Origin of the sequence: Mesocricetibacter intestinalis (assembly GCF_004363295.1) — a bacterium.
Classification (GTDB): domain Bacteria; phylum Pseudomonadota; class Gammaproteobacteria; order Enterobacterales; family Pasteurellaceae; genus Mesocricetibacter; species Mesocricetibacter intestinalis.
The window spans coordinates 73,881-93,056 of record NZ_SNYQ01000006.1; the positions used below are offsets into that span (position 1 = coordinate 73,881).

Sequence of the window (19,176 nt, forward strand, 5' to 3'; positions counted from 1 at the left end):
ACTCCGCCCCGGCCCTTAAAATCCCTTCCCCTTGCTTTCCATCTTGATAAAAACTCGTCTATAATTGACCGCACTTTTAACTCAAAAAGGCAATGTATGAAACTCTATGCCAACCAGCGCAGCTTAGATCTCTCCACCCCTCGCATTATGGGGATTTTGAATTTCACTCCGGACTCATTTTCGGACAGCGGACAATTCTACCGTCTGGATAAAGCGCTACAGCACGTAGAAAAAATGATTAAGGCGGGGGCGGATATTATTGATATCGGCGGAGAATCAACCCGCCCTATGGCGGAAGAGGTTTCGCCGGAGCAGGAATTGGCACGGGTGGTTCCCGTCGTGGAAGCGGTGCGTCGCCGCTTCGACTGTTGGATTTCGGTGGATACCTCAAAAGCCGAAGTTATGCGGGAAAGCGCCAAAGTCGGTATGGATATCATTAACGATATCCGCGCCTTACAAGAACCCAATGCCTTGGAAACCGCAGCCGAACTGGGGTTGCCCGTCTGCCTGATGCATATGCAGGGACAACCGCGCACCATGCAAACTGCTCCCCAATATAATAATGTGGTCGAAGAGGTGGCCGACTTTCTGCTGCAACGTACCGAAGCTTGTTTGCAGGCCGGTATTCCGGCGCGCAATATTATTTGGGATCCGGGATTCGGCTTCGGCAAAAACCTCCAGCACAATTATAAACTGCTGCAACAACTTTCCCGTTTTGCCGTACAGGGATATCCCGTGCTCGCCGGACTGTCGCGTAAATCCATGCTGGGAGCGGTACTGGATAAAAGCGTGGAACAACGTATCACCGCCAGCGCTGCAGCCGCTTTGCTTGCCGCCATAAACGGCGCCCTGATTTTACGGGTACATGATGTGGCGGAAACCGCAGATGCTCTCAAAATTTGGCAGGCAATGCTGAACGCATAACCAAATCGCATTTTATTTCATTGAACACAAAGGACAAAATACAATGGCAGAACGTAAATATTTCGGTACCGACGGCGTACGCGGTCGGGTGGGAACATTCCCCATTACCCCTGAATTCGCCCTAAAATTGGGCTGGGCCGCAGGTAAAGTCTTAGCTTCGCATGGTTCACAGCGCGTTCTAATCGGTAAGGATACGCGTATCTCCGGTTATATGCTGGAATCGGCACTGGAAGCCGGGCTTGCCGCCGCCGGCTTATCCGCCGCTTTTATCGGGCCGATGCCGACACCGGCGGTGGCCTATCTGACCCGAACTTTCCGGGCCGAAGCGGGGATCGTTATTTCGGCATCACATAATCCTTATTATGACAACGGAATAAAATTTTTCTCCGCACAGGGAACAAAGTTACCGGACGCTGTGGAAGAAGCCATCGAAGCCATGTTGGAACAACCTATGGACTGCGTAGAATCGGCCCAGCTCGGCAGAGCCAGCCGCATAAACGATGCGGCCGGACGCTATATAGAATTCTGTAAAGGCACCTTTCCCGCCCATTTAAGCCTGGACGGTTACAAAATCGTGGTGGATTGCGCACATGGAGCAACCTATCATATTGCGCCTAATGTTATGCGTGAACTGGGCGCCGAAGTCATTGAAATAGGCACCAGTCCGAATGGCATGAATATCAATGAAAAATGCGGCGCAACGGACATTACCGCCCTGCGCGAAAAGGTGCTGGCAACCAATGCGGATATCGGTCTGGCCTATGACGGCGACGGCGACCGTATTATGATGGTGGATCATCTGGGCAACAAAGTGGACGGCGATCAGATTCTGTTTATTATCGCTCGGGAAAAACTGCGCGCCGGTAATCTGCAAGGTGGCGTAGTAGGTACGCTGATGAGCAATATGAGCCTGGAAATCGCTCTTAAACAACTGGGAGTTCCTTTTATCAGAGCTAAAGTCGGTGATCGCTATGTTCTTGAACAAATGCAGGAGCAAAACTGGGTACTGGGCGGAGAAAATTCCGGCCATATTATTATTGCGGATAAAAATACCACCGGCGATGGTATCATCGCCTCCCTCGCGGTCTTAACCGCAATGGTACAGCATAAGTTATCGCTGCACGAACTAAGTTCCGCCGTACAGCTGTTTCCTCAGGTACTGATCAATATTCGCTTCTCCGGCGGTACGAATCCGCTGGAAAATCAGGCGGTTAAGCAAGTGGCGGCCGAGGTGGAACAGAAATTGAAGGGCAAAGGGCGTATTCTGTTGCGCAAATCCGGTACGGAACCGCTGATCCGAGTAATGGTGGAATGTGAAGAAGCCGAACTGGCGCAACAATATGCGGAACAAATTGCGGCGGTGATAAAAGAAAATTAATTGCGCAGCAAAATCAGTTCTTCAAATGGCTCCGGCTTTTATCTAAGTCTGCACAGCAGCACCAAAACCTTAAAAACCGGGAGTTCCTCCGGAATTTCCCGGTTTTTCTAGGGTTGATTAAAAAGTTAGCGATTATCCGCTATTGTAAAAATATCGCTTGTCTTTGCCGATAAAAACTTATATTATTCACCCCGCTGTCAAATACAGCCCTCCCAAATGCGACCGTAGCTCAGTTGGTTAGAGCACCACCTTGACATGGTGGGGGTCAGTGGTTCGAGTCCACCCGGTCGCACCATCATACTTTATATTCCCTTATATCATTATTCCTCGGTTAGCAATTTCAGGGGCTATTTCATGCTTTGTGCCAACTTGAACCTCACCTCGATTTCTTAGAATTTGTTTGCGATAATCCTCCGGCTAACCTGAAAGCTCGCTTATCTTTCCACCTGAAAACCGGTAAAAGCTCGATTAATATGATACGGCTGTTCAATAACGCGAGTTACTTTGGCATTGCGCGGGCCGGTTTGTAACCATTGACGAAATAAATTTAGCGCATTTTCCTCTCCACAGGCGATAATATAGACGCTGCCGTCGGCCTGATTCCGCACATAGCCGCACAACCCCAATTCATTAGCCTTGCGCCAGGTGGAAAAACGAAAGCCCACGCCTTGTACCAGACCCCATACCCGAAATTCCGATTTTTGCATATTCCTCCCTATCCGCTTTAGTTCGGAAAGATTTTTTCCGTTTCGCTATTTTCATTTTAATTAAATTAGCATAGGATACAAGGGCACGCCTGCAGAGAAGTCTGATCCCGAATCAGCCCTAATATGCAGAGCATATCTGACTTATTAATCCCATATCCTTAGATAGAAAGGAGCAATTATGAAATTTCGTCTTGCAACATTAGCGACTTTGCTTTTATTTACGAGTACCGCAAGTTTTGCCGGTGTTGTTACAAGTTCATCTAATGTAGATTTCTTAGCGATCGACGGTCAAAAAGCGAGCAAATCCCTGTTAAAAGAAACCCGCTCATTTAATATTAATGATAATGGTAAACATCAGGTGGTAGTCCGCGTGTCCGAAATCGTCCGTTCCGGCTCCGATCGTACTTTATTCGAGTCCGATCCTATCGTGGTAACTTTCCAGGGTTCTAATGAAGATATTCAGATTTCCGCACCAAAACTGGACAATGAGCGGGACGTTAATAACTTTAAACGGGCGCCTAAAATCTCGGTTAAAACCCTTTCCGGTACGGAACTGAAAAGCACTCAGGAATACTTAAAACAGGAAGGCTTTCTACCTAGCGTCAATCTGATTGAAAACCTGTCCGAATATAATACATCCGGTGCGGCCGCTGCGGTTCCGGCTTTCGCCACAACCGCAATGCCTGCCGCCGTGCCTATGAGCGGTGCCGGTAAAGCGGTAAAAGGTAAAGTAACGGTACAGGGCGAAAACGTTGCCGAACAAATGCTGCAATACTGGTATCAACAGGCGGACAAAGCTACTCAGGCGCGTTTCCTCGACTGGGCGAAAAATCATAAATAATCGAGGGGATACCCCTTTATATCCGGGGTGATTGCAGGCCGCCGCCCTGTAGCCCGCAATCACGCCGAGTTTTTAGCTGCGAGATAAATTATGCAAAGCACCTTTCGTACTCTACCTGCGGACAAGCGGGTTGCCCTGGTCGCACATGATCATTGTAAAGCGGATCTGATCGCATGGTGCAAACGTAATGCGGATGCTCTCCGCCCTCACCATCTTTATGCAACCGGAACCACGGGCAATCTGATTAATCAGGAAACCGGCCTGTCCATCAATAACCTGCTGAGCGGCCCTATGGGCGGAGATCAGCAACTGGGCGGACTAATTGCGGAGCTGAAAATTGATATTCTGATTTTCTTCTGGGATCCCATGAATGCGGTACCTCATGATCCCGATGTAAAAGCCCTGATGCGCATTGCAACCGTGTGGAACATTCCGGTGGCGATGAATATGGCAAGTGCGGATTTTCTCATCCGTTCGCCCCAATTCGACCAAAATACGCCAATCCGTATTCCCGATTATCCGCAATATTTGCAGGAACGGTTAAAATAAAAAAACTTGGCCAAAAACAACCGCACTTTTCGGCATTATTAAGGAGATTTTGTGGCCTTTATTCTGAATATACTGAATTTTGTTTTAGGCGGCTTTGCAACCACCTTCGGCTGGTTATTCGCGACTCTGGTCAGTGTGCTCCTGATCATCACCCTGCCCTATTCCCGCAGCTGTTGGGAAATCACTAAAATGTCTTTGCTACCTTTCGGTAACGATATTATCCATGTTAAATATCTCGAACCTACAGGCTCCCTGCAAAACGGCCTGGGTAGGGTACTCAATTTAATCTGGTTTATCCTATTCGGTTGGTGGCTCTGCTTATTACATATTTTCACCGGCATTACCCAATGCCTTACCATTATCGGTATCCCAACCGGTTTGGCTCACTTTAAATTAGCGGGTATTTCGCTGTTTCCGGTCGGTCAGCGCGTAGTCGCCAAAGAGATTGCCGAACTGGCGCGCCGCCGCTATGCGGAACAACAATTCCATCGCCGCTAATATGCTAAATACCAAAATTATCGCGACTATTCCCGTTTTTATCGCAGTTAATATCGCCGCTCTGTTAATCTGGTTTCTGGACATTTCCGCGCAAAGTATGCCCTTTATTCTGGGCATTATTGCCGGCGGTCTGGTGGATTTAGATAATCGTCTGACCGGGCGCCTGAAGAATATTTTCTATACCCTGCTCGCATTTTCCTTTTCTTCGCTGATTGTCCAGTACTTTATCGATCAATCCGTTCCCTTTATCGCGGTCATGACCTTGATGACCTTTGTTTTTACCATGCTCGGCGCCATAGGGCCGCGCTACAGTACCATCGCATTCGGTACCCTGGTAGTGGCCCTGTATACGATACTGACCTATATGCCGGGGACTCCCTGGTATATTAATCCGATTATGATTTTATGCGGTACCTCCCTATACAGTCTGGTCGCCCTAATCGTATACCTGTTTTTCCCTAACCGCCCGGTACAGGAAAGTGTGGCGAAGTCGTTTTTCGCACTGGCCGATTATCTGGATGCGAAAGCGCAGTTTTTTGATCCCGATGATATAGAACAGCTGGCGCTCTTGCAGGTTGAACTGGCCATGAAAAACAGCGCTCTGATTAATGCCTTTAATCTATGCCGTATCGCATTGTTTTACCGGATTCGCGGACAGCATCGTCATTCGCGTACAACCAGAATGATCCGCTATTATTTTGCCGCACAGGATATTCATGAACGGGTAAACTCCAGCCATTTTGACTATCAGGTATTAACCGGACAATTGAAAAATACCGATTTAATCTTTCGTATTCAACGCCTGCTCGAATTACAAGCCCAATCCTGCCGAGATATTGCTCGCAGCCTACATCAGAACCAGGAATATCATTATCAGCCGCGATTAGAAAAAGCCGTAGCCGGCATCACTCAGTCCTTCGAAATTTATGCTCAGACCCATCAACAGGCGCAGAAAAACCTGTTACATCTGAAAACCCTGCTGGAAAACCTGCAAGCCATCGATTGGCAGCTACGTCATCTGGGTCAAGAGTCCACCCCTCGGAATCAGGACGAAAATACCGAACGGGCACAGATTTACAGCGAGAATATCAGCGGCTGCCGCAATATTTTACGGGTCATTCGCAGCCATCTTATGTTCGGTTCGCAACTGTTCCGGCACGCGGTACGCTTATCCATCGTGGTATTTTTAAGCTGCGCCACCGTCGAATTTTTACAGTTGGATCGCGGTTACTGGATCCTGCTTACGGCGATTTTCGTTTGCCAGCCGAATTATTCCGCCACCAAGCTGCGCCTGAAACAACGTATTATCGGCACCCTGCTCGGCGTTCTGGCCGCAGCACTTCTGCCTTATATGATGTCCACGCTGGAAGCTAAACTGGGCTTTGTGGTGCTAACCAGTACCCTATTCTTTTTCTTTCGTACCAATAACTACAGCTATTCGACTTTTTTTATCACCCTACAGGTGCTGGCCAGTTTTGATATTATCGGTTTTGATATTTACGCCGCCACCCTGCCGCGTCTGATCGACACCCTAATCGGCTCCGCCATTGCCTGGTTCGGCGTATCCTATTTATGGCCGGACTGGAAATATCTGCAACTGGATAAAGTTACCCATCGGGCGGTTAAAAGTAATGCGAAATATCTGCTGCACATTATCAGCCAGCTGCAATTCGGCCGCGGTGATAATCTGAAATACCGCATCGCCCGCCGCCGCGCTCACGAAAGTGCAACGGCACTGGGTACGGCGGTTTCCAATATGAATAGCGAACCGCAAAAATATCAAAACTATCTGCAAAAAGGATTTGAACTGCTGAAAATAAACTATTCCCTGCTCAGTTATATTTCGGCTTTAGGCGCCTATCGACAGAATATGAAACAGTTGCGCCAGAACACCGGTTTTCTGCTGGAGTTTTACCCCATTGCAAAAAAAATCATTCTGTTGCTGGAAAATATAGAAAAGCTTTCGGCGCAGGAATTTGAAGGTCAGTATCTGAATATTGAATTAAGTCTGAAGCAATGCAATGACAAAGCGGAATATACAGAACATTCTCCGTTCAGCGTACCTATTCAGCAGCTGAATATGATCAGCCGGATTCTGCCGCCCTTATATGAAGCTATTAATGCCGCCCCGCAGAATCCGCTTGAAACCGACGGGCAGGCGGCATAATTCCCCTTTAGTTTATGGCTTCTTGTTCTTCTAACTCATCTGCCATAGCCGCTAAAATCTGGCGGGATAACAGCGCCAGCGCACGATAGAAAGGCAATAAAGCACCCTTCTCTACCGCGCTTAAAAAAGGCGCGGCGCAGGGCAGCAGAAAAGTTTCGAACAATTCCCGCTGTGCCGCCGGGGAATCCGTATTATCTTCCAGCCAGGAAGCGCTCAAAAAAAGCAAGCCGAAATGATCCGCACTTTCCACCTCCGGCATGGCGCGCAGACGACGAAAAGCGATAAAAGCGTCCGGATCCGCGCCATAAGCGGAAATTCTGCAATCCGCCTTTGCTTTTTCACCGACAAACAGGCTCCGGTATTCTTGCGCCAGTAAGCTTCTATCCACTGCCAATTGAAGACTTTGCAGCGCTTTTTCCGTTTGCTCATCAAGTTCCAACGGCCAGAGTGCGCTTAATCCCTGTTGTTTTAACCAATCGAATACCCCGTCTAACAGAGGATCCTGGGGCGTGCGGTAAAACAGATTACCGAATAAGCGGCTGATTAAAGAGAAATGACTTAACTTATCTTCACTCATATTAAGCCTTCCCGGTAAGTGCGGTCAGATTTTGCCGAGTTTTTTGCTCGACTTCCTCCAATAAGGCCTTGCGTGCCTGATCGTCGATAATATGAATATCGCCTAAAAAACTGTGCTGAATATCGGTGATACCCACATAATTAAACAGCCCGCTAACCAGAGTATGCTCAAGGGACTCGGCAAAACCCAGTTGGCGATAACGCTCGGAATTATTACCCATGGTAATAAATTGTTGTAATTTTTTATTCGACAATAAGCCGCAGCTTCCCGTTTCATCGGTACGGTAGGCGAATCCGTGCGTCAGAACGCGGTCGAGATAGCCCTTCAAAATGGCGGGAAAACCCATCCACCATAAGGGATAAACCAAGGTGATTAAATCCGCCTCAAGAATAAATTGCTGTTCATGTTTAATTTCCGCCGCAATAATACCGCGAAAACTGCCTTGCAGCTCTTCCCAACTTAGTACTGGATTAAAATTCAGCCTATACAGATCGCGCACAACCGTATCCGCATTATTTTGCCGGCTAGTATCGACAACCCGCTCCACAATGGCGCGATTAAAACTATGATTTGTATTCGGATGAGCACAAATAATTAAATGATTCATAAAATTCCTAATTAATTTTTCTAACCGACAGAGTAATCCCCCGCACGCTCAGCACTTCCACCGTATCACCGACGGCCAAACCCTCGCCCTCGATACGCCAGGTAGTATCGCCGAAACATCCGCGACCGATTCGCCCTTCACCTATTTCGGATACTCTTCCTTGCATACCAATCATGGCTTGATCACGCCGATTCAACACGGAAACCGCTTGATCACGCATATCTCTGCCATGCTGATACTTCCACCAAACCAGGCTCAGCAGCAAAGACAAAAGCGCATAAAGTACAGCCAGCAGCGTAAGCGAAAGCGAAGGCAACAACCAGGCGGGCAATGCGATAATTAAAGCCGCCAATCCCCACCACAATAAAAAAATACCGGGGATTATAATTTCACCGATTAATAAAACAAAGCCCAGTATCAGCCAATGCCATAGACCCCAGTTTGTCAGCCATTCCATGATATTTCTCCTGATGTTATACCTTAGTGCAGCATGAAAGGCGGTTTGCCAAACCGCCTTTCGCCTGCGAAAACCCTATTGCGACTAATAAGGGATTAGGCTTTCTTATCGTTTTTCAGCAATTCGGCAATACCCGCCACCGAACCGATCAGATTTCCGGCTTCCAACGGCATTAACACCACTTTGCTGTTAGGCGAACCGCCGATATCTTTCAGGGCTTCGGTATATTTCTGGGCGATAAAGTAATTAATCGCTTTGGTATCTCCATGTGCAATAGCCTCGGAAACCATTTGGGTCGCTTTGGCTTCGGCTTCCGCCGCACGTTCGCGCGCTTCCGCCTGTAGGAAAGCCTCCTGCCGTTCCCCTTCCGCTTTCAGAATACGCGCCTGTTTTTCCCCTTCCGCACGTAAAATTTCCGCCTGACGCACCCCTTCCGCTTCAAGAATATCAGCGCGCTTATTACGCTCCGCTTTCATCTGCGCATTCATCGAAGCGATTAATTCCTGCGGCGGGCGTACATCACGGATTTCGATACGGGTAACTTTAATGCCCCAAGGATTGGTCGCTTCATCAACAATGGAAAGTAACCGACCGTTAATATTATCGCGCTGCGATAACATTTCGTCTAATTCCATCGAACCCAACACGGTACGGATATTCGTCATCGTCAGATTGATTATCGCCTGCTCCAGATGATTCACTTCATAAGCGGCGCTGCGCGCATCGATCACCTGTACGAAACATACCGCATCAATGGCAACATTGGCGTTATCCTTGGAAATAACTTCCTGTGATGGAATATCCAGTACCTGCTCCATCATATTGATTTTGCGCCCGACCCGATCCACAAAAGGTACGACGAAATTCAGCCCCGGCGTGAGGGTTTTGGTATAGCGACCGAAACGTTCAATGGTCCAGTGATATCCCTGCGGCACTGTTTTCAGCGTCGAAAAGACTATTACTGCAATTAAAACGATAAAGATAATGGTGGTAAGGGGTAATCCGTAAAAAATATCCATATAGTTCTCCTGAACTTAGCTGCAATAACAAGAATGCGAGGGATTGCATTCACCATCGAGAATATAGCAAATCGGGGCGCACTTTGTATAGACTTAGAAAGTATTCGTTTTTAATCTGAAATCCTCTGTTCCATGAATTCCTCGTAAGTCCCCATACAATAGCGATAACCCTGAGCGCAGGGCACAAATTCAAGCACATGGGTAATACAATCCGGTACGTCCTCATTCTGATGAGAAACCAATAAAAGCTGGGTACGGCTGTTTCCTATCAATTGATCGATAAAAACCTTGATCAGCTTCCTGTTCAATGCGTCCAACCCCTGCATAGGTTCGTCCAGAATCAGCAACGGCGGATGTTTTACCATTGCTCTGGCAATCAGTAGCAAACGCTGTTGCCCCCAAGATAAGGAACGGAAAGGCTGCTGTGCCAATGCTTGCATATTTAAGCGTTCCAGCCATTGCCGGGTTTTGAGTTTCAGCGCTTCCGGAACCTGGCGATAAATCCCTATACTGTCAAAAAATCCGGATAAAATAACATCCGCCGCCGTACAGCTCACTCGATAATCCATATGCAACTGACTGCTGAGATAACCGATATTACGCTTGATCTCCCATATGCTCTCGCCGCTACCGCGCGCTTTACCGAACAACACTACATTATTGGCATAAGCTTGCGGATGATCGGCGTTAATCACGGACAGCAAAGTGGATTTTCCCGCTCCGTTCGGTCCTTTAATCCACCAGTTCTGACCCGGTGCGACGCTCCAGCTGAGGTTATCCAGAATCCGCTTATCGCCGTATTGAATCTTTAGCCCCTGCAATTCGAAAGTATTCCGCCCCGCTATCGGCAGAGGGAAAGTATCGATACTTTCGGGCAGGGCGCTATGCAGGGACAGCTCCCCATGGCGTAATTGCTGAAAAATCTCTTCATTTTCAATCCGCTCTTTTGTTCCCTGTAAAACCAGCTGATGCCGCTCCAGCAAGGCAATATAATCCGCTATGGACGGAATATCCGCCAAGCGACTGAGGATCAGCACTATCGCCATCTTTCCTTTTAACGCGGTCAGAAGCTGCAGCCATTGCTGCACGGATTTTTCGTCCAGCCCCTCAAAGGGATCATTCAGAATAAGTAAATCGGGCTGCGCAACCAGCGCCTGCGCCAACAACACCTTACGGCTTTCGCCGCTGGAAAGATGCATAAAAGGGCGTTCCAGTAATCCACCGATATTCAGTTGCATGGCATAATGATTACAGGCTTCCTTATCGCCGCCGGCGCTCAGAATTATCTGGGCGGCGGTTTTTCCGAAATCCTCCGGAGCGCACATATCGTTGTTACGCTCTTTAAAGGTCTGCTCCAGAATACTTTGCTGAGCTTCAAAGGACAGACATCGAATACGGTGAAAACCGTTGCAATATTCTCCGGATAAGGGCGAAAGACGATCTTCCAATACAGATGAAAATATCTTTTTACCGCTTCCGTTAGCACCGACCACCGCCCAGAAATCACGTATTCCGATGCTTAACCGGGGCAAATGCAGCGATTCTCCCGCTTTACTGCGAAATAACGCATCACGGGCGATTAAATTTTTCATTTTCCACTTATATCCTTTTATCCGCAGCCAACTGAAAGCTGAAAATAAAGCGCTTTCGATAAAACGAAAGCGCTTATTTCCAGTTACATTATGTAATAAAAATTATTTATTATCTTCCTCCTGGCTGATACAAACCGCGGCGGTAAATAATACGTCGGTGGAAGAATTCAGCGCAGTTTCGGTGGAATCCTGTAAAACGCCGATAATAAAGCCGACGCCGATCATCTGTGCGGCAATATCATTGGAAATACCAAATAAGCTACAGGCCAGCGGAATCAGTAATAAAGAACCGCCGGATACGCCGGAGGCGCCGCAGGCGCAAACAGTCGCCACAACACTGAGTAACAGAGCGGTAGGTATGGACACTTCCACGCCCAAAGTATAAACGGCGGAAAGAGTTAAAATCGTAATGGTGATGGCCGCACCCGCCATATTAATATTGGCGCCGAGAGGAATGGAAACCGAATAGGTTTCTTCATCTAAATTTAAACGTTTTGCCAGAGCCATATTAACCGGAATATTAGCCGCCGAACTGCGGGTTAAAAAGGCGGTCAAGCCGCTTTCGCGAACACAGGTCCAAACCAGCGGGAACGGATTACGCCGTATTTTCCAAAACACAAGAATCGGGTTAATCACAAAAGCGACAAACAACATAGCGCCGATTAAAACCGCAAGCAGATGAATATACTGACCTAAGGCTTGTAATCCTTTATCACCCAAGGTTTCCGCCACCAGACCAAATACCCCAATAGGGGCGAAAGCAATGATAAAATGCACGATTTTAGAAACCGCCTCGGCAAAGTCATTCACGACATTTTTAGTGGCTTCGGAAGCATGACGTAAAGCCACCCCCAACCCGATGGCCCAAGCCAGAATACCGATAAAATTCGCATTGAATAACGCCGTAATAGGATTATCGATCACGTTAAAGATTAAACCGCTCATTACCTCGGATAATTCGCCCGGCGGTGATAAAGAATGATCGCCGGTTACCAGCGCCACCTTACTTGGAAATATAAAGCTGGCCAATACGGCGGTTAAAGCGGCGAGAAAAGTACCGATCAGATAAAGAACTACAATATCTTTCATGCTGCTTTTCGAACCGACCTTTTTATTCGCAATAGCGGCGATAACCAGAATAAACACCAGAATCGGCGCCACGGAACGCAGAGAACGAACAAAAATTTGCCCCAGAATACCGACCTTATCCGCCAGGTTAAATCCCACAAGGGCATTCAGGGAGGGAGAAATCAAGGCAACCAAAATACCGAGTAACAACCCGATGAAAATCCGTTTAACCAGATTGCCATGAAATAAAAGTGAAAATAAACGTGAGCTATTCATATTCTTTTTCTTTACTTAGGTCATGTAAGCGAATATATCGCTTAGGTTAATTATAAAAAATCTAAAAAATACCATTATTTATTAATTAAAATCTAAAAATGACAAATGTTTTTAAAATTAAAATATGGTACCAGGGCAAGGTTAACGCAAATTAATCCGAAAGAAAATACTCGCTCGAATTTTTTCCAAATTATTTAAAAATTTTATTTGACATACTGTTTAAATTAACAGTATCATCAACCTGTATAAACAAACAGTAATGTTCACTCGTTGAATTTCGGCATTCCGCCAAATAATAAGAAGGGAGAAAAGCGATGAATCAGATGAATCCGGTAAATTCACAAGCGCATTCCGAGCATAATAGTTTTTCCTACCGGCCGATCCCGTTTTACGACAATATGCAGCAGGAAAACGCCAACTTCAGTAAAAAATTGGATCTGAATCTTTATTGCATCAAACGTCCGCAGCAAACCTGCTTTATTCGGGTTACGGATCCGAATATGCTGGCCTGGGGCATTGAACAGGGCGATATGCTGGTGGTGGAAAAAAGCAATGCGCTGTCTATGAATGATCTGCTGGTACTGGAGATCGAAGGAAAAATGGAAATCTATGAGTTTATTGCGCATGATAATAATGAATTTGTTTTTTTCCCCTTAAGCGCCAAAGGCAGTAAGATTAAAACCTCGGATTGGAGCGCTTTACCTATTGTAGGCACGGTTACCAGTACCATACATCAGCTCAGACCGCGCAGCGATATCAAATTCGCAGCCTGATATTTTCCCCTTGATCAATGAAAAAATAATAATGAGGAACCCAAATAAGAACCCCAAAGGGCAAAGAATGTATAAGAAGTCTTTCTTTGTCTTTCCCGCTTTTAAATTATAACTGACAATATTCCGAGTTCCTCTCCCCCCTCTGCCGCTGCTTTTTCCGCTTATTTATCTTCTTACGTATTTTTCCTATGCTTCGCTTTTTCTTTGCCCTTCTCTTTTTTCGTCCTTCTCTTGTCCCGCATATTGCTATCAGTCTGAAATCGACCAAGGGCATAGCCTTGTTTTTCACCGAAAAGCGGATAATAACCTTTTCATTTTATGCAGAATCTCTATAATGCTTAAACTCATGTTTAAACAGACTACAGGAATGCATAATGACTGATATGAATACTGTTCTCGCGGAACTCAAACGCGGTATCGAACAAATTTTCTCCGAGCAGGATTTAATTGAAAAATTAAAAGAAAAGCGCCCGCTAAACGTAAAATTAGGCGCAGATCCTACCGCACCGGATATTCATCTCGGCCATACCGTAGTGCTGAACAAATTGCGCCAGTTTCAGGAATTGGGTCATCAGGTTATGTTTCTAATCGGTGATTTTACCGGTATGGTCGGCGATCCTTCCGGCAAAAACACCACCCGTCCTCCGCTCACCAGAGAAGACGTATTACGTAATGCCGAAACCTATAAACAGCAAATTTTTAAAATTCTGGACCCGCAGAAAACCAAAATCGTATTTAACTCCGAATGGCTGGGACAGCTGGGTACGGAAGGTATGATTCGTCTGGCCTCCAACTATACCGTTGCACGTATGTTGGAACGGGACGATTTCAAAAAGCGTTTTGCCAATAATCAGCCTATCGCTATCCATGAATTTATTTATCCTCTGTTGCAAGGCTACGATTCCGTACATCTGCAGGCGGACGTGGAACTGGGCGGTACCGACCAAACCTTTAACCTGTTGATCGGACGAGAATTACAAAAATCCGCCGGTTTAAAACCGCAGGTGGCGATTACCATGCCCTTACTGGTCGGTTTGGACGGTGAAAAGAAAATGTCCAAATCCCTCGGCAACTATATCGGCGTTACCGAAGCACCGAACGAAATGTTCGGAAAAATCATGTCGATTTCCGATCAATTAATGTGGGATTGGTACAATCTGCTCTCTTTCCGTCCGTTAGAGGAAATTGCCCAGTTTAAACAAGAAGTCGAAGCCGGGCGTAATCCGCGCGATGTAAAAGTCCTGCTGGCAAAAGAAATCGTCGCCCGTTTCCACAGCGCTGCGGAAGCCGATGCGGCGGAACAGGAATTTATCAACCGTTTCCGCAAGGGCGCCCTACCTGATGAAATGCCGGAATTCACCTTTGAGGGAGAAATCGGCCTGGCTAATCTGCTGAAAGAAGCCGGTTTGGTCGCCTCCACCTCCGAAGCCATACGTATGGTTCAGCAAGGCGGGGTTAAAATCGACGGAAACAAAGCGGAAGACGCCAAAGCGCTGATCGGTCCTTCCACTGCGGTTTACCAGGTCGGTAAACGCAAATTCGCCCGTGTCAGCGTAAAATAAAACCGCACCGGGCGATAAATTAAAACAGAAAACAGGCAAGCCCATCTTGCCTGTATTCCGCTGAAATAAGCTGCACAATCATCTTCAAATAAAAAACTACGCTGATTTTAACCGCACTTTAGGCAGATAAAATTCAGCCATCATGTTAAACCGCCGAAGCGCAATAAAGGGAACGGGTAAAGCAAATGAAAAATAAAATCTGGGTATTAGGCGATGCCGTGGTTGATCTTATTCCCGACGGCGATAATCATTATCTGCGTTGTGCCGGCGGTGCGCCGGCAAATGTTGCCGTTGCAGTGGCCCGTTTAGGCGGAAAAAGTGCTTTTATCGGCAGAGTGGGCAAGGATCCGCTGGGAGAATTTATGCAACGCACATTAATGCGGGAACAGGTTGATACCCGGTATATGAAACTGGATCCCGAACAGCGTACTTCCACCGTCGTCGTCGGGCTTACGGAAGAGGGAGAGCGCAGTTTTACCTTTATGGTCAACCCCAGTGCGGATCAATTTCTACAAATTGGCGATTTACCCGCTTTCGACGCCGGCGACTGGCTGCACTGTTGCTCCATCGCACTGATTAACGAACCTTCGCGTACTGCCGCACTAACCGCCATGCAAAATATCGCCGCTGTCGGCGGTAAGGTTTCCTTTGATCCCAATTTGCGCGAAAGCCTGTGGAGCTGCCGAGAAGAGATGATTGAACAGGTCATGCGGGCGGTAGCTTTGGCCCATGTAGTGAAATTTTCGGAAGAAGAACTCTGCCTGTTGACCCGCAACCATCGGCCCGAACAAGCCTTTGCCGAAATCAGCGCCCGTTATCCCGAAAAACTGATTATTGTTACGCTGGGGAAACAGGGAGCGAAATATCATATTAAGGGTCATCAGGCGCTTATCTGCGGTAAAGCGCTGAAGGCGGTAGATACCACCGGCGCGGGAGATGCCTTTGTCGGCGGTTTGTTGGCCGGTTTGGCACAGACGGCGCACTGGCAAACAGAAGAAGCCTTAAGTGCCATTATACGCCAGGCCAATGCCTGCGGCGCATTGGCGGTTACCGCAAAAGGTGCCATGTCGGCTCTACCGACCCAATCCCAATTAGCCCGTTTTCTGGCCGATTAACCCGATTAAAAGTGCATAAATATGCACTTTTAATCTTTTTAGCTCAAGAAAAAACAATATGATGATTTTTAATAACGGAAAATATAAAAGTATTCTGGCCGCACAAGCGGGCGAACTGGAAAATATCCGCCGCCGGGTCGAAGAAGATAAGGACTTTCGTCCCTGCTATCATCTCGCCCCGCCTACCGGGCTGTTAAACGATCCCAACGGTTTGATTTTCGACGGTGAAAAATACCATATTTTTTATCAATGGTTTCCGTTTGATGCCTTGCACGGCATGAAACACTGGAAGCATTTCACCACCTCGGACTGGCTCTGCTATAAGGAAGCGCAGCCGCTGATTCCTACCGAGGCCTTCGAAAGCCACGGTTGTTATTCCGGCGGAGCCTTAATGGTAGAGGACAAAATCGCCCTGTTTTATACCGGAAACACCCGGCGTGCAGAGGATAACCAACGTATCCCTTATCAAAATCTGGCAATTTTCGATAAAGCCGGAAATTTACTGGAAAAACGCTCGTTGCTTGAAAACGCCCCGCCGGGCTATACCGAACATGTGCGCGATCCCAAACCTTTTTTCAGTGCAACGGGGAAAATCCGCTTTATTTGCGGCGCACAGCGGCAAGATCTGAGCGGTACCGCCATTTTATTTGAAATGGATGATCTTGAAGACAGTCCCCGCCTACTCGGTGAACTGGAGCTGCCCGATTTTGACAATCGCCATGTATTTATGTGGGAATGTCCGGATCTGTTAAAAATCGATCAACAGGATTTATTTATCTGGTCGCCGCAGGGAAAGCCGCGGGAAAAACTGCAGTATCAGAATAATTACCACGCCCTTTATGCGCTCGGCCATTTATCCCAAGGGCGTTTTAATGCCGAATCGGTAGCGGAGCTGGATCAAGGGTTCGATTTCTACGCACCCCAAACCTTCGGCGGCTTGCCCAATAACGAATATGCGCTGCTTTACGCCTGGTGCGGATTGCCGGATCTCAGTTATCCTACCGATAGCTATCGCTGGCATTCCATGCTGTGTATGCCGCGCGAAATACGTGTGCACAAGGGCGAACTCTATCAGCAGCCCCTCGCTCAAATCTATCAAAATATAAAAATGGCCCAGCCCGTAACAGTGGAAAAGGAAATCGAACTGAAAGATTTAGATCGCAGCTATCTAAAGTTTGATGCGCAAAATACCCCGTTCAATATTTGTTTCTTCGCTAACCGCAAAGGACAACGTCTGACCCTGTCCTATGACGGAAAAACCCTATGCTTGGATCGCAGCCATAGCGAGCAAACGGAAACCATGTTGAAATTCGGTGAACAACGTTACTGTGCCTTGGATTCCTTGCATCAGGTGGAAATTTTCTTCGACCGCTCTATTCTGGAAATTTTCCTGAACGGAGGGGAAAAAGCCATGACGTCCCGCTTTTTTATCGCCGATCGTCAAAACCGCTTAAGCTGCGATCGCCCGCTGCTGCTGGAAATAGGCTATCCTCAGGCGATAAGCTACAAATAAATACAAATAACAAAGGGGCTTTAGCCCCTTCTTTTTATATCTGCTTTTATTTAACCCGTTACAGATTTATCATTCTCAACGGGCGAATCACATTATCCTTGCCGACTTCCGCTACCCCGAGAAACAGATTCTGTGCCGAAAACAAACGAACCTGACCATAAAGTTTTTCCGTATTATCAAATCTTAAACGCTGCCCGAAGCCTACCGCGCGGCTCTGCGCTTCGTTCAAGAGCAACTGCGGCAAACGGGCAACCGCACTGTCCACAGGCAGCAGGCAGCTATCCAACACGGCCGGATCCTGCTGCTGTGCCAATTCCTGCAGCCTATCCCAGTCCAGCATCGCTTGCACCGGATAATCAGCCACTGCGGTACGGCGCAGCATGGTTACATGGGCGCCGCAGCCGAGAACTTCGCCTAAATCATCCACCAGGGTTCGAATATAAGTCCCCTTGGAGCAATGAACTTCCAGGGTAAGAAAAGGTGCCTTATAGCTGATAAAGGTTAATTCGAAAATCCTGATCGGGCGGGCTTCCCGTTCTACTGTAATGCCCTGTCGCGCATATTCGTAAAGGGGTTTTCCCTGATGTTTCAGAGCGGAAAACATGGTAGGAACCTGCCTTAAATCGCCGCGGAAACGAGAAAGAGCGGTCAAAATTTCAGCATCATTTACCTTTACCGCCCGAGTTTCCACAATCTGCCCCTCCGCATCGGAAGTGTCGGTGCGTTCGCCTAATTTAGCGGTTACCAGATAACGTTTGTCCGCATCCAACAAAAACTGAGAAAATTTAGTGGCTTCCCCCAGGCAAATGGGCAACATTCCCGTAGCCAAGGGATCCAAGGCGCCGGTATGCCCCGCCTTATTGGCCTGAAAAATACGTTTTACTTTCTGCAGAATATCGTTGGAGGACATCCCCTGCGGCTTATCCAGCAGAAAAACGCCGTGAATATCCCGGCCTCGTTTACGCGGTTTAGCCATCAACTTTCTCCGCTTTCGTCATCCGTATGGCGCAATTTGTCCTTGCGTACCGCTTCGCTGACCAGATTGGACATACGCATACCTTCAACCAAGGAGCGATCATATTCGAAACGCAACTCCGGTACGATACGCAAGCGCATGGCTTTCCCCACTAAGGTGCGAATATAGGGCGCCGCCTTATGCAGCGCTTTCATACCCTGCTCCACCGCACTCTCATCGCTGTCGAATAAAAAGGTAACAAACACCTTGGCATAAGCCAAATCGCTGGAAATCTCCACATCGGATACCGTTACCATTCCAATCCGTGGATCTTTCACCTCACGTTGTAAAATCACCGCCACTTCTTTTTGTAATTCCTGCGCCACTCTATCGGCACGTTTAAATTCTCTCGCCATAATCTTTCCTATTAATTATCTTTTGTTCCTCAGCCTGAAAGCCCGTTAGTATAGCAAGAATCCGGGATAAAAGAAAAACTCCCCCGCTTCTTAGCGGATACCCGCTCCTATTCTCCCCCTCTTGGAGAAGATAAAAAAAGAGCGGTCGATTTTTACAAAGTTTTTATAAAACCAACCGCTCT

19 protein-coding genes and 1 tRNA gene are annotated in these 19,176 nt (G+C 47.4%); 11 read left to right on the plus strand and 9 right to left on the minus strand.

The window, feature by feature from the left end; genetic code table 11:
* The first annotated feature begins 96 nt into the window (after positions 1-96).
* The 3 genes from folP (at position 97) to EDC45_RS07885 (ending at position 2,597) form a co-directional block, all read left to right on the plus strand.
* Positions 97-924, plus strand: coding sequence for a dihydropteroate synthase (gene folP, locus EDC45_RS07875; RefSeq protein ID WP_133545186.1), 828 nt, complete (start codon positions 97-99; stop codon positions 922-924).
* Positions 925-967: 43 nt separating this feature from the next.
* Entirely contained in the window at positions 968-2,302 is a 1,335-nt protein-coding gene (glmM, locus tag EDC45_RS07880; RefSeq protein ID WP_133545188.1) for a phosphoglucosamine mutase, read from the plus strand.
* A gap of 218 nt (positions 2,303-2,520) precedes the next feature.
* Positions 2,521-2,597: transfer RNA gene (locus EDC45_RS07885), tRNA-Val, on the plus strand.
* A 139-nt stretch (positions 2,598-2,736) separates the two neighbouring features.
* On the opposite strand, the gene EDC45_RS07890 is transcribed toward EDC45_RS07885, so the two are convergent.
* Complete coding sequence (locus EDC45_RS07890; RefSeq protein ID WP_133545190.1) at positions 2,737-3,009, minus strand: acylphosphatase; 273 nt, start codon at positions 3,007-3,009, stop codon at positions 2,737-2,739.
* 178 nt (positions 3,010-3,187) lie between these two features.
* Between EDC45_RS07890 and EDC45_RS07895 the strand changes: the two genes are divergently transcribed.
* From EDC45_RS07895 to yccS, 4 genes are all read left to right on the plus strand, one after another.
* Entirely contained in the window at positions 3,188-3,850 is a 663-nt protein-coding gene (locus tag EDC45_RS07895; protein WP_133545192.1) for a curli polymerization inhibitor CsgI-related protein, read from the plus strand.
* Between the two features lie 90 nt (positions 3,851-3,940).
* The gene (locus EDC45_RS07900; protein ID WP_133545194.1) at positions 3,941-4,399 is read left to right on the plus strand and encodes a methylglyoxal synthase; all 459 of its coding nucleotides are present in this window, start codon (positions 3,941-3,943) and stop codon (positions 4,397-4,399) included.
* Between the two features lie 51 nt (positions 4,400-4,450).
* The gene (locus EDC45_RS07905; RefSeq protein ID WP_133545196.1) at positions 4,451-4,897 is read left to right on the plus strand and encodes a YccF domain-containing protein; all 447 of its coding nucleotides are present in this window, start codon (positions 4,451-4,453) and stop codon (positions 4,895-4,897) included.
* Positions 4,869-7,064: a YccS family putative transporter gene (yccS, locus tag EDC45_RS07910; RefSeq protein ID WP_243728779.1), complete on the plus strand. Its 2,196-nt coding sequence runs from the start codon at positions 4,869-4,871 to the stop codon at positions 7,062-7,064. The genes EDC45_RS07905 and yccS overlap by 29 nt, the downstream gene beginning before the upstream one ends.
* A 7-nt stretch (positions 7,065-7,071) precedes the next feature.
* Here yccS and EDC45_RS07915 read toward each other — a convergent pair whose 3' ends face one another.
* The 6 genes from EDC45_RS07915 to sstT all read right to left on the minus strand — a co-directional run bounded on the left by EDC45_RS07915 (position 7,072) and on the right by sstT (position 12,660).
* The gene (locus tag EDC45_RS07915) at positions 7,072-7,641 is read right to left on the minus strand and encodes a TorD/DmsD family molecular chaperone (RefSeq protein ID WP_133545198.1); all 570 of its coding nucleotides are present in this window, start codon (positions 7,639-7,641) and stop codon (positions 7,072-7,074) included.
* Between the two features lies 1 nt (position 7,642).
* The gene (locus EDC45_RS07920) at positions 7,643-8,248 is read right to left on the minus strand and encodes an NAD(P)H-dependent oxidoreductase (RefSeq protein ID WP_133545200.1); all 606 of its coding nucleotides are present in this window, start codon (positions 8,246-8,248) and stop codon (positions 7,643-7,645) included.
* Between the two features lie 7 nt (positions 8,249-8,255).
* Entirely contained in the window at positions 8,256-8,705 is a 450-nt protein-coding gene (locus EDC45_RS07925; RefSeq protein WP_133545202.1) for an NfeD family protein, read from the minus strand.
* Between the two features lie 95 nt (positions 8,706-8,800).
* A complete protein-coding gene (locus tag EDC45_RS07930) occupies positions 8,801-9,724 on the minus strand; it encodes an SPFH domain-containing protein (protein WP_133545204.1) in 924 nt (307 codons plus the stop codon).
* Positions 9,725-9,834: 110 nt separating this feature from the next.
* Positions 9,835-11,316, minus strand: a complete 1,482-nt coding sequence (gene modF / locus EDC45_RS07935) for a molybdate ABC transporter ATP-binding protein ModF (protein WP_133545206.1) — start codon at positions 11,314-11,316, stop codon at positions 9,835-9,837.
* Between the two features lie 102 nt (positions 11,317-11,418).
* The gene (gene sstT, locus EDC45_RS07940) at positions 11,419-12,660 is read right to left on the minus strand and encodes a serine/threonine transporter SstT (protein WP_133545207.1); all 1,242 of its coding nucleotides are present in this window, start codon (positions 12,658-12,660) and stop codon (positions 11,419-11,421) included.
* Between the two features lie 323 nt (positions 12,661-12,983).
* Between sstT and EDC45_RS07945 the strand changes: the two genes are divergently transcribed.
* From EDC45_RS07945 to EDC45_RS07960, 4 genes are all read left to right on the plus strand, one after another.
* Complete coding sequence (locus EDC45_RS07945; RefSeq protein ID WP_133545259.1) at positions 12,984-13,433, plus strand: LexA family protein; 450 nt, start codon at positions 12,984-12,986, stop codon at positions 13,431-13,433.
* Between the two features lie 374 nt (positions 13,434-13,807).
* Positions 13,808-14,995, plus strand: a complete 1,188-nt coding sequence (gene tyrS, locus EDC45_RS07950) for a tyrosine--tRNA ligase (RefSeq protein ID WP_133545209.1) — start codon at positions 13,808-13,810, stop codon at positions 14,993-14,995.
* A 185-nt stretch (positions 14,996-15,180) separates the two neighbouring features.
* Positions 15,181-16,110, plus strand: a complete 930-nt coding sequence (locus tag EDC45_RS07955) for an aminoimidazole riboside kinase (protein ID WP_133545211.1) — start codon at positions 15,181-15,183, stop codon at positions 16,108-16,110.
* 58 nt (positions 16,111-16,168) lie between these two features.
* Positions 16,169-17,623, plus strand: coding sequence for a glycoside hydrolase family 32 protein (locus EDC45_RS07960; RefSeq protein WP_133545213.1), 1,455 nt, complete (start codon positions 16,169-16,171; stop codon positions 17,621-17,623).
* A gap of 58 nt (positions 17,624-17,681) precedes the next feature.
* Here the strand turns inward: EDC45_RS07960 and truB are convergent, their stop codons facing one another.
* Both truB and rbfA read right to left on the minus strand, forming a co-directional pair.
* Entirely contained in the window at positions 17,682-18,599 is a 918-nt protein-coding gene (truB, locus tag EDC45_RS07965; protein WP_133545215.1) for a tRNA pseudouridine(55) synthase TruB, read from the minus strand.
* Positions 18,599-18,994 (minus strand): 30S ribosome-binding factor RbfA, encoded by a 396-nt coding sequence (rbfA, locus tag EDC45_RS07970; protein ID WP_133545217.1) that lies wholly within the window; start codon positions 18,992-18,994, stop codon positions 18,599-18,601. Before rbfA ends, truB begins: the two co-directional genes overlap by 1 nt.
* Positions 18,995-19,176: the final 182 nt, after the last annotated feature.

Coding starts and splice junctions, on each gene's coding strand:
- folP (WP_133545186.1), top strand. CDS start 97: ATGAAACTCTATGCCAACCAGCGCAGCTTAGATCTCTCCACCCCTCGC.
- glmM (WP_133545188.1), top strand. CDS start 968: ATGGCAGAACGTAAATATTTCGGTACCGACGGCGTACGCGGTCGGGTG.
- EDC45_RS07890 (WP_133545190.1), bottom strand. CDS start 3,009: ATGCAAAAATCGGAATTTCGGGTATGGGGTCTGGTACAAGGCGTGGGC.
- EDC45_RS07895 (WP_133545192.1), top strand. CDS start 3,188: ATGAAATTTCGTCTTGCAACATTAGCGACTTTGCTTTTATTTACGAGT.
- EDC45_RS07900 (WP_133545194.1), top strand. CDS start 3,941: ATGCAAAGCACCTTTCGTACTCTACCTGCGGACAAGCGGGTTGCCCTG.
- yccS (WP_243728779.1), top strand. CDS start 4,869: ATGCGGAACAACAATTCCATCGCCGCTAATATGCTAAATACCAAAATT.
- EDC45_RS07915 (WP_133545198.1), bottom strand. CDS start 7,641: ATGAGTGAAGATAAGTTAAGTCATTTCTCTTTAATCAGCCGCTTATTC.
- EDC45_RS07920 (WP_133545200.1), bottom strand. CDS start 8,248: ATGAATCATTTAATTATTTGTGCTCATCCGAATACAAATCATAGTTTT.
- EDC45_RS07925 (WP_133545202.1), bottom strand. CDS start 8,705: ATGGAATGGCTGACAAACTGGGGTCTATGGCATTGGCTGATACTGGGC.
- EDC45_RS07930 (WP_133545204.1), bottom strand. CDS start 9,724: ATGGATATTTTTTACGGATTACCCCTTACCACCATTATCTTTATCGTT.
- modF (WP_133545206.1), bottom strand. CDS start 11,316: ATGAAAAATTTAATCGCCCGTGATGCGTTATTTCGCAGTAAAGCGGGA.
- sstT (WP_133545207.1), bottom strand. CDS start 12,660: ATGAATAGCTCACGTTTATTTTCACTTTTATTTCATGGCAATCTGGTT.
- EDC45_RS07945 (WP_133545259.1), top strand. CDS start 12,984: ATGAATCCGGTAAATTCACAAGCGCATTCCGAGCATAATAGTTTTTCC.
- tyrS (WP_133545209.1), top strand. CDS start 13,808: ATGACTGATATGAATACTGTTCTCGCGGAACTCAAACGCGGTATCGAA.
- EDC45_RS07955 (WP_133545211.1), top strand. CDS start 15,181: ATGAAAAATAAAATCTGGGTATTAGGCGATGCCGTGGTTGATCTTATT.
- EDC45_RS07960 (WP_133545213.1), top strand. CDS start 16,169: ATGATGATTTTTAATAACGGAAAATATAAAAGTATTCTGGCCGCACAA.
- truB (WP_133545215.1), bottom strand. CDS start 18,599: ATGGCTAAACCGCGTAAACGAGGCCGGGATATTCACGGCGTTTTTCTG.
- rbfA (WP_133545217.1), bottom strand. CDS start 18,994: ATGGCGAGAGAATTTAAACGTGCCGATAGAGTGGCGCAGGAATTACAA.